The following is a 15593-nucleotide window of genomic DNA, read 5'->3' as shown; positions in this document are numbered from 1 at the left end:
TTTTCCGGTCTGATGTGTTTCTGGTAAGTCATTATTTGTTAATGTTACTTTTCCACCTGTTACGACTTTCTCTCCATTAACACCTGGTAATGTCACTTTTGTGCCATCTGGTACGCCGCTTACTGTTACATCTACATGACCGTCTGTTGGATCTTGGTTGCCTACTGTAAACGTTGGTGTGCCACTTGGTACTAATTTCTTAGGAATTGTGATGTCACTTGTGCCTTCTTTTGGAAGTTTACCTTCTTCTTTCGCGCTTCCTTTTCCTGTCTGAGGTGTTTCTGGTAAGTCATTATTTGTTAATGTTACTTTTCCACCTGTTACGACTTTCTCTCCATTAACACCTGGTAATGTCACTTTTGTGCCATCTGGTACGCCGCTTACTGTTACATCTACATGACCGTCTGTTGGATCTTGGTTGCCTACTGTAAACGTTGGTGTGCCACTTGGTACTAATTTCTTAGGAATCTGCTTATCATCACTCGTTTCTGCCGGAAGTTTTGTTCCTTCTGTTACAGTAACTTTTCCTGTTTGAACTGTATCTTTTAGTTGGTCGTTCTTAATTGTAATTGTTCCATCTTTGACTTTAAACGTTCCATCTATTCCAGGTACAGTAACTACTGAATCATCTGGATAATTAGAATTATCATGACGTTTAATCGTTAGAGTTACATCACCTGTTTTATTATTTTGTGCGTTTACCGTAACATTAGGCGCTGCCGGTGCAACTTTAAGTGTGACATCAACATTTTCTTTAGAACCATCATTGTAAGTAATCGTTACTGGTACATTTCGCTCGCTGTCTGGTGTTAAAGTTGGAGTTCCATTCGTAAATTCTACTGAAGTGATTCCTGCATTTGCATAAGCTTTATTAACATTATTATCTGTAACACCTGTAACACCTGTTGCTCCTGATAAATCAGTTGTTGCGATTGTGTCTGTCGGTTTCTTAATGATATCTGCTTTATTAACAGTATGAGATAATAAAGTATATGACGGTGCATTTTCAGAGTCTACTGCTGAATCTCCTGTACCTTTTGTTCCTTTAGCTGTTATTGTTGTTCCTAATAAATCTTTAGGAATTTCTACTGAATCGCCTCGTACGATTACACCCTCTTTTGGTGTTTCAACTTCCCATCCAGTAGCTTTCTTCACTAGTGTTACAGAACCGTCTTTTAATGGAATTGTAACTTTATCATGGTCTGTTGTTGGAGTTACCTTCAAGTTACCATTTTGCCATTGTGAAACAGTCGGCGCTGTTGGCTGAACTTTAAAGGTTACTTCTCTTTCAATCTTATCTGGTGCGTAGATTTTAATGTTATTTCCTACACCGTCAACAGTTTTAGTATAGATTCCACCTAGACCATAGAAATCTGCTACAGCTTTATATTTTACGATTCCTGGTGTGTCAAATGTAGTAGTTGTTGATACGTTTGCACCATCCTTAGACCAATTAAATGACATATCTCTTGGATAATACTTATCATCACCATCCACATTAGATGCAACTACTGCTTTTACATAGTTATGTGCATCTTTTCCATTTCTCGAATTTGCAGCATCAACTAATTTCGTTCCTAAAGCCACTGTCTCTGGAGTATTTTTCACTTCTACATCTGCAACAATATATTTGAAATTATATGTTTTTTCATTGTTTGATGCATCTTTAACAGTAACTGATGCTTCGTGTTCACCTAATGTTAATGCATCACCAGTTGGAACAATATTATTTTCAGTGACTTGAATTTCTGTTCTACTAGCAAAACTTCCGGTTTTAGTAAAAGTACCAGTTGGCAATCCAGTTGCATTTAGAGATGTGATTGGGTTTGCGTTATCTGTCACTTCAAATGTTGGGTCAAATTTCGCACCACGGAATACGATAAATTTAGGATTTTCTGTACTGTTTTCTTTTAGTTCAACCCCATGTAGTTTAACTTTCGGAGCTTCTTTGTCAGATTTATCTACATTCACTCTAACTACTTCGCTAGTTCCATCAGGGTAAGAAACAGTCGCCTCTACATAGTAGCCTGCATTATCATGCTTAATTGCTCCCTCGTCCTTCATAGTAATGTCTAGACCAGTAGTTCTGTTATTAGCTGCATTACTGATTTTCACGGTACCACGTTCTGCTGTGAACGTAATTGAATTTTTAATTGCAGTAAATTCATCCGCGGTTACTTTTGCACCATTTGCTGTAACATCTTTATTCAACAGTTGCGTTCCCACTGTCGGTGTGTATTTCGCTGCTTGTGTTAAGATTTTGAACGTAACTTGATTTGAGTTTCCTTGAGTGTCTATTTCATTTGTCGCCGCATCTTTTGCTTGTACATAACGAGTAATAACATCATTATTACGCCATGCAGTTGTTCCATTTAATTTCGCAACTGTACCTGTAATCGTAACAGGTTTCGGTGCATCTATCTCTGTATTGTCTGCGCGAACAACTTCATTATTAGTAACTCCTGATCCAAGTCCTAAAGTGTAATCTCTCTGACTTTGATCTGAAATCCTAACTTCTAATAACTTACCTGAGTTATCTGTTACACTACCGACAGTAATATCTGTAGTTTCAGTTGGTGTTACATAAACAATTTGTTTACCACCTTCAACTACTTTTTCTCCAGTGCTAGGATTAGCATCAGGTTGGAATACAAACTTCGGTCTTTCTGTATCCCCTGCTGGAGAAGTTCCATTTGTTATATCACTTTCTACACGATCAGCCTGAGTAGATCCTGCTGTTACAGATTTTGCCGTTACTGTTTGATTATCTTTCACCGCACGGTCTTTAATTGTAACTACACCCGTATTTCCATTGATTGTGACACCATCTGCTGGTGCATTAGTTAAGCTCCATGTACTACCTGTTTTCGTTGCTGTAATATTTTGTGTAGAACCATTTGGATGGATATAAGTGAAGTTTAATGTATTTACATTCGTCTCATTTGCTGGCGTGATTGTAACATCCCCATTTACTGGCGTTATTGTTGGAGCTGTTGGTTTTACAACAAAATTAATAGTTTTCTCCATATAACGACGCCCATTAAGTTGACTATCGGTATTCCCTGTTACTACTTCACTTACTTCATTTGTTCCAGCATAACCTACTGGGAAATAAGCTCTTGCTTTTACAACATAACGACCTGGGGCATCAGGCAACTTAGAAATAACCGTGTTCGTAGTACTATCCACCATACGGAATGTCATTCCACTAGGGAAATTATCTCGACGATTCGTACCATCATTCACTGTTAAATAATTATTCGCATCTTCAAGATTTTGCCCTGCTGTAGCATTCACTGTAATGGATGGCTGATTTGGTTGCGTTGAACGCGCTTCTTCAAAATCTAAATCCAACACTCTTAGACGGAATTTTAATTCTGCTTGGTTACCAGAATTTACATCACCATTTTGTGCATCAGATACCTTCAGAGTTACAACAGTATCACCTAGTGTTGCATTTGAAGCTACAACTCCTGTTATCGTGTGTCGTCCTTGCGATTGTTCTGTTTTTCCAGTTTCTGTTAATTGATTATTAGTTCCTCCAAATGTTACGCCGCTTGGTAAACCACTTATATATTTAAGATTCACTCGACCTGTTGTCTCATTATCATAAAACGACAATGGTAGATTTAATTTTGCTCCACGGAAAATCGTCACCATTGGAGATGTATTAGCATCTGTTTTTAACTCTTCTACAGTATTATTCCACGTCACATTTGTTAACTTAACTGTTGGAGCTACGTTATCTTGAACATTGAAAACAACAGCACGAGGGGTATTAGCTGGATAATAAATAGTATGTTCCACATTATCAATCGTCTTCTTAACTGTATTAGATTGTGGGAAAGTTGCTGTTGCATAATACTTACTAACTGTACCTGCTTCAGATAATACTGTACTATTAGGTGCATATCCAAAAGTTGTAGAATCGAACCACTTGTACGTTACTCCATCAGGTAGATACTTAGACGCTTCAGTTCCTGTATTGTTATCAACCACTTTTAGATAATTTTGTGCATTACCTAGTGTAGAATTAATAGCTACAGTTTTCGGCGTATCTTTAGCTTGTACATCAACCACACGATATTTGAATTTATATGTTGCACTATTACGACCATCATTTGCAACCACAGTTGCAGTACTTTCTCCAAACGGAGCGTCAGTTGCTACAGTATTTTCTGGAATTGTATAGCTTAAATCCTTACTTCCACTTGTCGAAACATTTCCCACACCATTAGGAAGACCTGTAATGGATAATGTGACATTATTCTTATCATCTTGAACTCTAAATGTAGGATTGAAGTTTGCTCCACGATAAATAATAAAACGATTATCATCCGCATTTGTTGTTAATGCTTTTCCGTTAATTGATACTGTTGGCGCTACACTGTCAGGCACTTCTGTTGGTGTAACAGGTTCACTAAGCGCTGAATCAACTGTCCCATTGTTACTTGTTACAGTTGTTTTAGCTGTAATCGCTGTTGACGGTAATGCTCCAGAAACATTAACAGTAGCTGTTCGACCACTTGTTGTTCCTGTTCCGATAACTGTATTACCACTATATAATGTTACTGTAGAACCATTAGGAACTCCATCTTGTACAGTTACAACTACATTTTGTCCTTTTTCCCCTGCTTTTTCATTAACTGAACTTTGCTCAATTACAGGTGTTTTAGGTATAACTTTTAGTGTTGCAGTTGCCGAATTTGATGAATTATCAGAATATGTTGCAGTCACATTATACTTAAATATTCCTGCAGTACTTGTACTCGGTTGTCCATTTGTCCAATTCCAACGCATACCACCAGGAAAGTTTTTAGTATCATCATTTCGAACTACAAAATCTGATGCTACAGGATTACTTACATCTCCAAGAGAATCCCCAACTGTTTTTGTAACTTCTTTCCCTTTTATAGGATATAATTGCTTATCTGGTCTGGTTTCCAATCTCGTTCCAGTAGCAGCATACACATATGCCTGAAGCGCATTTGTAGCAAGTCCCGCTTTAGCAGTTACGGCTATTGTCCCCGCTGTTTGGGCTTGTGTATCCGTAACATTATCTCTCAAACGAACCTTAATATGAAATTTATAGGCATAATTTTGCTTAGATGATATAGTTAACAGATGAGAATAAGACGCCCTAGGATAAGACCCATCAGAATTTTTAATAATACGATTTAGGTCCTCATTACCTTCCAATTGTTTCAACATTTGTTGTCTCTGATCATCTCTGGTTGGACCACCACTCATCTGAAAAAGACCACCTGCATCTCCCCATAGGCTTTGTGAGCCTGAATCCTGATAACTATTACTTGCCAATCTCTCCAACGGGACTGTATATCTTTCACCTACTCTAGTAAAATTATTAGGATTATGAGAAAGTCTTCCTGTTGCTCCTGCATTTTTTTGATAACGTTCGTAATAAGCATCAGAAATAACTCCTACAGGATAACTACCACTACTATACAAAAGATCACGAGGTGGGTAGAACCAAAATGCATTTTTGGTAGCTCCACTCAAAGCTATACCATCATTTTGGAAGTAAACATCATAAGTAATATATTTCTTACCGCCTTCTTGGCTATATTTTGCCGTCATGAATGTTTTATCAATTGTTCGGATACGTTCATCAGTAGTTGTTCCACCACCACTATTTTTTCCTCTGAGATATACTCTTTAACATTGTACAACGGACCTTCTACTCGTACATCATCCGCTCTAAATCGAACTCCTTCACCCATACTTAGACCATTACGTGAGTCATGAGATCCAGTATTAGCAATCGTATTTTTGCCTTCTTTTACTACTTTTTCAGGAGCGCCAAGCTTAGGCATTGAAGATAATATAAACAATTTATCGCTAAGAGTTTTAGCTACCGCATCTACTTCAGCTTGTGTCAACTCATTATTATTTAATGCATTTTTAGCATTTTCTAAATCTGCTTGGATTGCAGCAAGGGTTGAAGCTGGAGCTTTTTCCTTGTTGACTTTATCCAAGAGTTCTTGAACTTTTGTAATATTAGCCTGTAATTTAGTCTTATCTAGTGTTTGTTTCTCTGCCACTTTATCACCACTAGCATCTTCAGTTACAGCTTTGGTGCTAGTAGATGTGCCGTTAGTTAGAGGATTAGCCTCTAGGGCTTCTTGATTTTCAGCTGGTTCTTCTATTTTCTCAGTTTTCTTAGCTACCTCAACTTTTTCAGTTTCCTTGATTTCCTCATTTTTTGATGTTGGAGCAGGCTCTATCAGAGGCGCTTCCTCCTCATTTGGATTCGGTGCGCCTATGGTAGGTTGGTTTTGAGTATCTACAGCATCCGCACTAACGGCATGCGTACCTAAAAACATCAGTGCTGCTACAGCTACTGAAGCCGCACCAAAGCTATACTTACGAATAGAATAGCGCAAGACCTTATCACTTTGATGACGTTTAATTCGACTTAATGACTTATTTTTATGTTCCATTTTCCCTCCTAAGAGCAATATAATATAGAAAAAGCAATTTTTATAACTTCAATTCAAAAAAGAGTTAAGTTATAAAAATCACTATGATGACTAGTATTTGCTAATAACATCACAGCTATCACAGCTATCACAGCTATCACAGCTATCACAGCTATCACAGCTATCACAGCTCAATTATACCAGTTTTACTATTTTTAATCAAATATAAACCAGTTTATTCTATCAAACAGTTCAAAATATATAATTTTTATACAGCGATTATTATATTATACTTATGATAAATCACTCCCTATTATCACATATCATAGTAGCTGATTCATAGTCGTTGAATCTAGTAGAAAATCCGTCTCAAAAATATTGAATGATATCTAGGCAATTTCATATGACATACTCTATATCTCAGATTGGTAAATGCATTCATAACGAACATATTGAGAACTTCTTTTGGCACTTTAAAACTGAGAATTCGGAGTTGAAACAACACAATTTTTTAGATGTAGTGCATTGAATCTATAATAGTACAATACAGCTTCTAATTTATGTTTAGAAATTTTTTCTAAATACCTTAATCTATTTGTGCATATTTTATTTCAATCCACTATATCTTGGTACGAATATTAATATCTACTTTTTCAAAAATACAACAACAGCCTTGTACCTCTTGAAATGAGGAACAAGGCTGTTGTTTAATATTTCATTGTCCACTTAACAATGAACCGTTCATATTTTGACTAAATTTTTAGTCTTCTTTTTTCTTTCCAAGAGCAAGACCGAGACCACTTAGAATACCAAGAAGTCCTAGAGAGGCAAGAGTCGCATTTGATTCTGTTCCTGTATTTGGCAATACATTTTGAGACTCATTTGATTTGGCTGTTGTATCGTTCGCTGTTTCCCCTACTTGTCCACTTGGAGTCATTTTCTCAGGTTCACGTTCCGTATTATCAGATTGCACTGGTTGAGGGTTATTAGATTCTTGGTTACTAGATTCATAGTTATTAGATTCATGATTACTAGTTTCATAGTTACTAGTTTCATGATTATTAGATTCATGATTACTAGTTTCATGATTACTAGATTCATGGTTACTAGATTCATGATTACTAGTTTCATAGTTACTAGTTTCATGATTACTAGTTTCATGATTACTAGTTTCATGATTATTAGATTCATGGTTACTAGATTCATGGTTACTAGATTCATGGTTACTAATTCCTATTAATCTATTAGATGAAACTTTTTTGAAGATGTGTTTAACAGTATGCTTTTCTTCATCTTTTTCTGTTCTTAAAAAGACATATTCTTCGATTTCACCCGCTTCTAATGCCTCGTTAGCACCACCTAGTGTAGATGGTTCTTTGACATCCGCTGGTTTTAGATCATTATCATTCTCATCAACCCACTTAGTGATAAGAAGTGCAGGTGTATCCAATTTAGCTGTTTCTAAAATATACTCCTTATAAATTAGAACACTTATATCCTCAGTAATATTTCCTGTATTTGGTTCAACTCTATAAGTAGTTACTGTCTTAACAACATGATCTCCATCCTTAGAATCTACTACTTTATCCTTAGCTGGAACTTTAACAATCGTATTAGTTGGTTCTTTCGTACGAACTGGTTTTCCTACAGTTGGGGTAATTTCCCCTGTTGTTGGATTTACTCTGTAGGTTGTTGTGATAGTGTCTTCACCATCTTCACCTTTAACGGTAATTGCTTCAGCACCTTTTTCTTTCGTATCATCTTTTTCGTAAACTACTGGAGATGGTACCACCCTCTTCTCAACCGTTGCTTCTTTCCTTGTTCCGTAAGTCGTTACTGTTGTAGGAGTTACCTTACCTGTTTTGGGATTAACTTCATAAGTTGTAGTGTTGATAACTTCACGACCTTGGTCATCCTTATTACGTTCAACCTTAGTTTTAGCTCCAACCTTAACTATTGTTTTACCAGCTGGGGTGACCACTGTATCAAGATGCTCTGTGATATGACCGTCGTTTGAATCTACATCGTAAGTGCTTGTAGTAACTGTTTTACCTTTTTCACCCTCCGTACGCTGATCTGGTGTACCAAAGTCACGAGTGTCATCTTTTTCATAAACCACTGCGGGATCAATTGGTGTTTCTACTACTTTATCCTTAGCTGCGACTTTAACGATTGTTTCTGTTGGATTTACTATTACTGGCTCTCCTGCAGTTGGAGTAACTTCCCCATTGTCTGGATTTACTGTGTAAGTCGTTGTGGTGGTCTTACTTCCATCTTTTCCTGGGACAGTAATATTGTCTTGACCTTTTTCTCGACTAGTATCTTTTTCGTATTTGACTGGAGATGGGATTGTTTCTACTTCTACTTTATCCTTCGCTCCATTTTCTTTAAAGGTTTCTTTTGTTGTATGCTCTATTATGTTTCCATTATCTGGATTTACTGTATATGAAGTTGCTGTCTTCACAATGTTATTTCCATCTTTAGAAGTTACTACTTTATCTTTCGCTGCTACTTTAACGATAGTAGTTGTTGGATTTACTATTACTGGCTCTCCTACATGTGCAATAGCTTCTCCACTGTTTGGATCTACTGTGTAAGTCGTTGTGGTTGTCTTACTTCCAGCTTTTCCTGGGACAGTAATATTATCTTGACCTTTTTCGCGACTAGCATCTTTTTCGTATGTTACTGGGGATGGGATTGTTTCTACGTCTACTTTATCCTTCAATCCGTTTTCTTTAAACGTTGCTTTTGTTGTATGCTCTGTGATGTTTCCATTGGTTGGATTTACTGTATAGGTAGTAACTTCTTTGACAATGTTATCTCCATCTTTAGAGTATACTACTTTATCTTTCGCTGCTACTTTGATAATTGTATCCGTTGGATTTACTATTACTGGCTCTCCTACATTTGGAGTAACTTCCCCATTATTTGGATTGACTGTGTAGGTCGTTGTCGTTGTCTTACTTCCATCTTCTCCTGAGACAGTAATATTAGCTTGGCCTTTTTCGCGACTAGCATCTTTTTCGTATTTTACTGGGGATGGGATTGTTTCTACTTCTACTTTATCCTTAGCTGGAACTTTAACAATCGTATTAGTTGGTTCTTTCGTACGAACTGGTTTTCCTACAGTTGGGGTAATTTCCCCTGTTGTTGGATTTACTTTGTACGTTGTTGTGATTGTATCTTCACCATCTTCACCTTTAACGGTAGTTGCTTCAGCACCTTTTTCTTTCGTACCATCTTTTTCGTAAACTACTGGAGATGGTACTACTATCTTCTCAATCGTTGGTTCTTTCCTTGTTCCGTAAGTAGTTACTGTTGTAGGAGTTACCTTACCTGTTTTGGGATTAACTTCATAAGTTGTAGTGTTGATAACTTCACGACCTTGCTCATCCTTGCTACGCTCAACCTTAGTTTTAGCCCCAACCTTAACGATTGTTTTACCAGCTGGGGTGACCACTGGGTTACCAACCTGTTCTGTGACTGTTCCATTATTTGGATTAACATCATACCTTGTAGTCGTTACAGATTTTCCTTTTGTTCCTTCTCTACGTTCGTCTGGTGTACCGAAGTCACGAGTGTCATCTTTTTCATAAACCACTGCGGGTTCAATTGGTGTTTCTACTACTTTATCCTTAGCCGCAACTTTAACGATTGTATCTGTTGGATTTACTATTACTGGCTCCCCTACATTTGGAGTAACTTCCCCATTGTCTGGATTTACTGTATAAGTCGTTGTGGTGGTCTTACTTCCAGCTTTTCCTGGGACAGTAATATTATCTTGACCTTTTTCGCGACTAATATCTTTTTCGTATGTTACTGGGGATGGGATTGTTTCTACTTCTACTTTATCCTTCGCTCCCACTTTTACAACTCTAGCTATTGGTAGAGTTACGACTTCTGGTTTGCCTTTTGATGGAGTTAGGGTTCCATTTACTGGATTTACGCTATAGGTTGTGGTGACTTTAGTTTTTCCTGATTTCCCTGGAAATTGAACGGTATCAGTACCTTTTGGACTGTTCACATCTTTTAAATAAACTGGTTTGGGTTCAACTGAATTATACTCAACTATATCCCTCGCGCCACCTCTATTGACTACTTCTTCCTTCTCAGTCGAAGTAAGACTGCCGGTTTTTGAGTTTACTGTGTAACTTGTTGTCTTCTTAACAACGTCGTCTCCTTTTTTAATGTATTCTACTTCATCCTTGGCTGCGACTTTGACAACTGTTTCTATTGCCGGTTGCTGAACTACTGGTTGTCCTACATGTGCAATCAGATCTCCAGTGTTAGGATTTACACTATAAGTTGTAGTTACTGTACTAGTACCTGGAGTACCAGATACTGTGACTTTTGCTCCTTCTTTAGCCCTTGTGGCATCTTTTTCATAACGTACACTTGGCTGAAATTGGGTAACGACAACTGTAGACTTGGCTCCATCTTTCTTAAACATTTCATCAAGTGTATTGTTAGTAATCTGTCCTGTATCAGAATCTCTCATACTTACAGTTGTTGACTTAATGATATCATCTCCGCGTTTACTATATACAGTAGTTTCTCCAACTTTTTCTACAGATTTAATAGTTGTAAGTTTTGGATTTTGATATCCAGTTGCATCTAAAGAAATACGTTTCCCAGATATAAATTCTGGTCTTCTATTAATCATATCGGCTTCAAAATAGGAACGAGAACTGTGTCCACCGCTAGTTGATCCAACATTTATCACAACATCACTATCATTGCTGACGCCTTTTCTTATCGTCGAATCATTATCAACAATATAATGAGTCATTTTACCAGACTTGGCTATTTTTTTGCTATCTAAACCTTTTTGCCAAAATTCACGACCAGAAACCAAACTCGTCACTACTTTTGGGGCATTAAAGGTTGTTCCTTTTTTTAATACATTATTATAAAAGTTTCTATAAGCCAACTGCTCTTTAGGAGACATGACTCTGCTGTCAGAATATGCCAGCTGATAAGCTTCAACCATTGCCCGTTGTACTAAATATCCTCCTAAAGAATGACCTGTCAAATAAAGATTGGTGATACTCTTATCTTTAGCCAGTTCACGCATGATATTTTCTGCATCTATCCCTTGCTGAGGATTGCTTCCTAATCCAAGTGTTACATCAGCTCCTATATCCTTCGCATCACTTGTTCCACGAAAGGCTAATACTTGTGCAGTTCCATTTGGTAAATATAAGAAATCACTCTTAGTTTCATACAAGACAGCATCTAGTCCACTGGAGGTATGGTAACTTTTCTTCCTTTCCCAATAAGGCCCCAATTCCTTATTCATCATCATATACTCATAACGTGGTCTACTGTCACCATTCTTTTTATACAACTCTGACTCTGTTAAGGGTCTCTTATGATCCAGCACTCTATCAATATAATTATCATCACGGTAGGACAATTCCATGAACATAATCATATCGCGCTCACTGACATTCCATTTTAATTTTTCATCGGGTTTTTCGTTACTGTCAATAATACCATCACCATCAGTATCTTCTAATAAGGGATGACTATTATAGCCTACATACTTTTTCCCGCCTTTTTCATAAATATAAAGTTCTTCTTTATCCTTCAAGTAATCATTATCTGTATAGGCTTCTGGACTTAACTTAGGGCCGTTTAACAATAAACTATCAAGCTTATTACCTTCTGAACCGATTACTCCTGCTTTTATTTGCTTAGCATACTCATCAGTTAATTCATACTTTTTAACCTCGGAAGTATTTGATGCTGCTCTCACCGCTGGTGTGCTTGATCTGTCTTCACCCGCCACGAAATCCCTTGTGGTCAAGCTATTATTTTCCTTATCCCCAGATGTGCCGGGTTCTGTAGTCCTTGTAGATTCGATTGGAACATCTCTGGTATCTAACTCAGAAGAAGGATTATTTTGATTATCTGATATAGGTTGTACTGCTTCTCTTTTCTCCACAGAAGGTAGAGAATTTTCCGTAGAAGCAAGCACTCCCTGAGATGGTGTAAACAAGGCAATTCCTATTAATACAGAAGCCACTCCAACAGAAAACTTTCGAATCGAAAAACGTTGACGTTTATTAAAAATATCTTTCATTTTACCAACTTTCTTTCTAGCTATTTTTTACAAAATAGAGGCTTCTAATATTTTCCCTTAACAGAATACTAAATCGTTTCTTGACTAAAATTTTAGAGCTTTTCCTCTACTTTATCATAAACTACCACATTAATTTCTAATCATAGAAAAATGGATGGCTTCATGTTAATAAAATATCAGTAAAATATAAAAAAATGTAAATATTTTACTTTCAACACTGCCATTATACCATAAAAAATCATAACACTCATGTGTTTTAAAAAAGGTTTGTCGAAAAGTCTTTATACTCAATAAAAATCAAAGAGCAAACTAGGAAACTAGNNTTTGAAGAGATTTTTGAAGAGTATTAAAATCAAAAAACGCATAATATCAAGTCTTGAAAAACCTTGATACTATGCGTTTGATTGTGGGAAGATCTACTTCATTTTCTCCTAAAATTTAGTTTTTGCCCAGTCTCATCAAATCTAGATTTTTTCTTCTTTGATATCAATCACAATCTCTTCTAATTCATCAAGAGTTTCGGCCTTTTCTTGCCATTGCTCCTTGAGATTATTAAATCGATCTTTTGATGCTTCTGTCGCTTGAAAAGCATAGGATTTAGCTTGAGCAAGGACACTGTCCACAGTGATTTCACCTGACTCAACCTGTTCTTTGGTTTTCAGAACAAAATCTGTAGCCTGCTCCTTAACTTCTGTCAGTTTTTCACAGACCTGCTCCTTGGCATACTCTGGATCTTCTCTCAAATCATCCAGAAAATCTTGAGCCTGACTGCAAACTTGTTTGCCCTTGTCGCTTGTTAAAAACAAGGCAAGAGCTGCACCTGAAACGGTTCCTAAAAGGATAGAAGATAATTTACCCATAAGGATTCTCCTTTTTTATTTTTTTAAAAATTTACTTGCAAGACGAAGAGCTGACAAACTTGCACCAGTCTTGAGTGTTTTTGAACCTGCTGATGAAGCTTTCTTACTCAAGACACGCGCATGGTCATTGAGGTCTGAAACAGATAGAGATAAATCTGCAACAGCATTAAAGAGTGGATCAATCGTTGCCACCTTGACATTGATATCATCTGCCAAGACATTGACCTTAGACAGCAATTCATTGGTATGATGCAAGGTCACATCCACATCTGAAGTTAAGGTTTTAATCGTCTTCTCTGTTTCATCGATAACACGTCCAAGCTTTTGCACAGTAATGATTAGATAGACCAAAAAGACAATCAAAGCTAGGGCAACAAGAATATATGCAACTTCTAACATTTAGTTTTCCTCCTCTGTAATATAGTAAGGGGCCTTCTTTCGATTTTGGTAAAGAATGATAAAAATACCCAGTCCGATAAGGACAACTGATAGCCATTGAGATACTCGAAGGCCAAAGAACATGAGACTATCTGTCCGCATACCTTCGATGACCATACGACCGAAACCATACCAAATCAAGTAGAAAGCAGTGATATGGCCTCGTCTGAGACTCTTCCATTTTCTTCTGACAATCAGAATCAAGACAAAGCCAAGTAGATTCCATAGAGACTCATAAAGGAAGGTCGGTTGACGGTAGCTCCCCTCTATATACATCTGGTCACGAATAAAGCCAGGTAGATAATCCAAATTATCCACTGCTGCACCATAGGCTTCTTGGTTAAAGAAATTACCCCAGCGACCCAAACTTTGAGCAATCATGACGCTAGGCGCCGCGATATCTAGGAAATCCCAAGTGTTAATGAGTTTACGATCAGCAAAGATATAGAGGACAAGAGCCCCTGTAATCAAACCGCCATAAATGGCCAAACCACCATTCCAAATGGCAAAAATTTCTCCTACATTCTGACTATAGTAATCCAAACGGAAAATAACATAGTAGAGACGAGCTCCTAAAATAGCCAAGGGAAAGGCTATCAAGATAAAATCTAAAATATCGTCTGGTATGATCTTCTTTCTAGGCGCTTCTTTCATGGTCAAATAAACCGCAAGAATCAAGCCTGTCACAATACACAAGGCATACCAACGAATGGCTAGAGGGCCTAGTTGAATAGCAATTGGATCAAGCATTAGACACCTCATTTCGAGCGATGAGACTTGTCAGCCGTTCTTCGAACAAACGGGTCGCATCAAAGCCCATTTCCTTGGCACGATAATTCATGGCAGCTGCCTCAATCACGACAGAAATATTACGACCTGTTTTAACTGGAATACGGATACGAGGAATGGCTACGCCAGAAATTTCTAATTCCTCTGGATTGTTGCCAAGACGATCAAAGGTCTTATGCGTATCGTAATTTTCCAAATAGACAGCAAGCTGAACCTGTGAAGAATCCTTGACAGCACTGGCACCGTAGAGACTCATGACATCGATAATCCCAACCCCACGAATTTCAATCAAGTGTTTCAAAATTTCAGCTGGTTCACCCCAGAGAGTAATCTCATCCTTGGCAAAGATATCAACACGGTCATCGGCTACCAAACGGTGACCACGTTTGACGAGTTCCAGACCTGTCTCACTCTTACCAATTCCACTATCTCCCTGAATCAAGACGCCCATCCCATAGATATCCATCAAAACCCCATGAACACTGGTACGTTCTGCCAAACGAGAATCCAGATAGCTAGATAACTCTCCAGACAAACGACTAGTAGCTGTACGGCTGGTTAAAATGGCAATCTTACATTCTCTGGCTGCCTTTAACATTTCCTCTGGAACCACCAAACCACGGGCAACAATGACCGCAGGTGTCTCAGGTAAAAACATTTTTTTCAAAACTTCATAACGGCTGTTGGAAGGCATGCTGATCAGATAAGACCACTCCTTCATCCCCAAAAGTTGAATCCGCTCTGGCGTATAGTAGTCAAAGTAGCCTGTCATTTCAAGACCAGGTCGCGTAATATCCGCTGTATTGATTTCCTTTTCAAGCAATTCTGGTTCGCCATAGACAATGTCTAGTCTAAGCTTTTCAATCACTTCTTTTACTAAAACCGACATCATTTCCTCCTTCAATCGAGTTCTTTTTACTATTATATCAAATTGTAGGAGGATATTTCAGATTTTTGCAGGCTTTGGAGTATTTATTTATA

The 15593-nt window shown here is 37.5% G+C and carries 6 protein-coding genes and 1 pseudogene; all 7 read right to left on the bottom strand.

What is annotated here, in order from left to right:
* Positions 1-5328 (bottom strand): Rib/alpha-like domain-containing protein (locus tag HT732_RS07155; RefSeq protein WP_173254459.1); only part of this gene is annotated, 5328 nt, incomplete at its 3' end.
* Between the two features lie 266 nt (positions 5329-5594).
* On the bottom strand, positions 5595-6461 hold the full coding sequence (locus HT732_RS07150; RefSeq protein ID WP_173254458.1) for a YSIRK-type signal peptide-containing protein: 867 nt from the start codon (positions 6459-6461) through the stop codon (positions 5595-5597).
* Between the two features lie 739 nt (positions 6462-7200).
* Positions 7201-12525, bottom strand: a complete 5325-nt coding sequence (locus tag HT732_RS07145; protein WP_173254457.1) for a G5 domain-containing protein — start codon at positions 12523-12525, stop codon at positions 7201-7203.
* Between the two features lie 464 nt (positions 12526-12989).
* Positions 12990-13385 (bottom strand): YtxH domain-containing protein, encoded by a 396-nt coding sequence (locus HT732_RS07140; RefSeq protein ID WP_173254456.1) that lies wholly within the window; start codon positions 13383-13385, stop codon positions 12990-12992.
* Positions 13358-13784 (bottom strand): annotated as a pseudogene (locus tag HT732_RS07135) (DUF948 domain-containing protein). Before HT732_RS07135 ends, HT732_RS07140 begins: the two are co-directional and overlap by 28 nt.
* Positions 13785-14573, bottom strand: coding sequence for a prolipoprotein diacylglyceryl transferase (gene lgt, locus HT732_RS07130; RefSeq protein WP_173254454.1), 789 nt, complete (start codon positions 14571-14573; stop codon positions 13785-13787).
* Positions 14566-15501 carry an HPr(Ser) kinase/phosphatase gene (gene hprK / locus HT732_RS07125; protein WP_173254453.1) on the bottom strand — a complete coding sequence of 312 codons (936 nt, stop codon included), beginning with the start codon at positions 15499-15501 and terminating at the stop codon, positions 14566-14568. Before hprK ends, lgt begins: the two co-directional genes overlap by 8 nt.
* Positions 15502-15593: the final 92 nt, after the last annotated feature.

Source organism: Streptococcus sp. 5346 (genome assembly GCF_013277455.1).
Lineage (GTDB): Bacteria > Bacillota > Bacilli > Lactobacillales > Streptococcaceae > Streptococcus.
Note: the sequence above shows the minus strand (reverse complement) of the source record. Positions and strands in the feature narration are given on the sequence as shown.